This is a genomic window from Microcystis sp. LE19-195.1E, from assembly GCF_027532095.1.
In the GTDB taxonomy this organism is placed as follows: Bacteria; Cyanobacteriota; Cyanobacteriia; order Cyanobacteriales; family Microcystaceae; genus Microcystis; species Microcystis aeruginosa.
On sequence record NZ_JAPZSZ010000341.1, the window covers coordinates 1 to 1,096 of the forward strand.

The 1,096-nt window shown below is 42.2% G+C and carries 1 protein-coding gene; it reads right to left on the reverse strand.

The features are described from left to right. Positions 1-155: 155 nt before the first annotated feature. Complete coding sequence (locus tag O9300_RS18350) at positions 156-947, reverse strand: HpsJ family protein (RefSeq protein WP_287973216.1); 792 nt, start codon at positions 945-947, stop codon at positions 156-158. Positions 948-1,096 lie beyond the last annotated feature (149 nt).

The window sequence follows — 1,096 nt, forward strand, 5'->3', positions numbered from 1 at the left end:
GAAATGGGGCGAAAGTCTGTGGACTCTGTGTAAGACAGTACATGGTTTTTTAACTGTGGTATGCGACGGTGGTGGAAGCAGAAACTTAAATCGTGAGGTTTAGGAATCGCCGCACTTTTAGGGCGGCGAGGATGTCAATAAGATAAACCCCCTTCTTAGGCGGTGCGTTTTTTTATACTACCTAGTTCTCGAATGCCTAACCAACCGATCAAACTATAGCAAATCGATAGCAACATACTTTGAATACCAATTCTTAACCACTGTTTCAAAGCTTCCAAGTTAGCTTGGCTTTCTGCCTGTTTTCGTCGATCTTGCAGCTGAGTTTGTAGCTGATTTTTGATCTCATCTAATCGCTGTTTAAACTCCTTCGGTTTTTTGGATAAATCCCGTAAATTAGTTAATTGTTCTCTTTGTTGGCGGAGGGTCTGTAACTGTTCCGTGTTGATCGGTTGTCCTTGGAAACGACCAGTTTCAATTACTTGATTTCTCTGAGAGATCTCCTGTTCTAATAGTTGGGGATTTTGCGATAGAGTATTTAACTGGGCTAAGAAAGCTTGAATTTGTCCCTCCCCTTGGTCAACACCCTGTTCAATTTGAGTCAAAGCGTTGTTTTTAATCTGGTTGATATTATTGATATGAACAGGAATCATCAACAGAAAAACTAAGCCTAACAGTGCAGAAAGCCAAAAGATCGGCCAACGCAATTCAAAGCGGGATTTTCTAGGAATGACATCTCTATTGTTAGCGTCAATCCAGTAAGCGATTAAAACGAGAACGATACCCAGGAGAGGAACAATTCCTCGATCGACAAAGGTGGTGACGAACCCTACCTGCCATTGGGATTGACTGAATCGATAGGGCAGCGGCAGGATAAACCCATCCAAAAGGAAGGAAATAATGAAAACCAATCCCGTTAATTTCAGGGACAAAGAAGTAAAGCTGTTCATCGAAAAAATGGGTCTGAAACCCCGCCCTTTAGCGATAGCGGAGGGCGGCTTTATATAAGTTAGCGAGAAACAACTAAACCGTTAGAACGACGAATTAACTGAATCTTGCTAACAGCTATCTGTCCCAATCGTTGACCATTGGTATCGCT